Source organism: Terrisporobacter mayombei (genome assembly GCF_020748465.1).
Taxonomy (GTDB): domain Bacteria; phylum Bacillota; class Clostridia; order Peptostreptococcales; family Peptostreptococcaceae; genus Terrisporobacter; species Terrisporobacter mayombei.
On record NZ_JAHZMP010000303.1, the window covers coordinates 1 to 430 of the forward strand.

General features: G+C 57.4%; 1 protein-coding gene. It reads left to right on the plus strand.

Annotated features, from left to right (window positions below):
• On the plus strand, positions 1-430 hold a 430-nt coding region (locus K0039_RS25590), incomplete at both ends, for a carboxyvinyltransferase (RefSeq protein ID WP_500303723.1).

Here is a 430-nt window from a genome sequence, read left to right on the forward strand (position 1 = left end):
GCTGCAACCCTGGCGGAAGGCACCACGATTATTGAAAACGCAGCGCGTGAACCGGAAATCGACGATACCGCGAACTTCCTGATTACGCTGGGTGCGAAAATTAGCGGTCAGGGCACCGATCGTATCGTCATCGAAGGTGTGGAACGTTTAGGCGGCGGTGTCTATCGCGTTCTGCCGGATCGTATCGAAACCGGTACTTTCCTGGTGGCGGCGGCGATTTCTCGCGGCAAATTTATCTGCCGTAACGCGCAGCCAGATACTCGCGACGACGTGCTGGCGAAACTGCGTGACGCTGGAGCGGACATCGAAGTCGGCGAAGACTGGATTAGCCTGGATATGCATGGCAAACGTCCGAAGGCTGTTAACGTACGTACCGCGCCGCATCCGGCATTCCCGACCGATATGCAGGCCCAGTTCACGCTGTTGAACC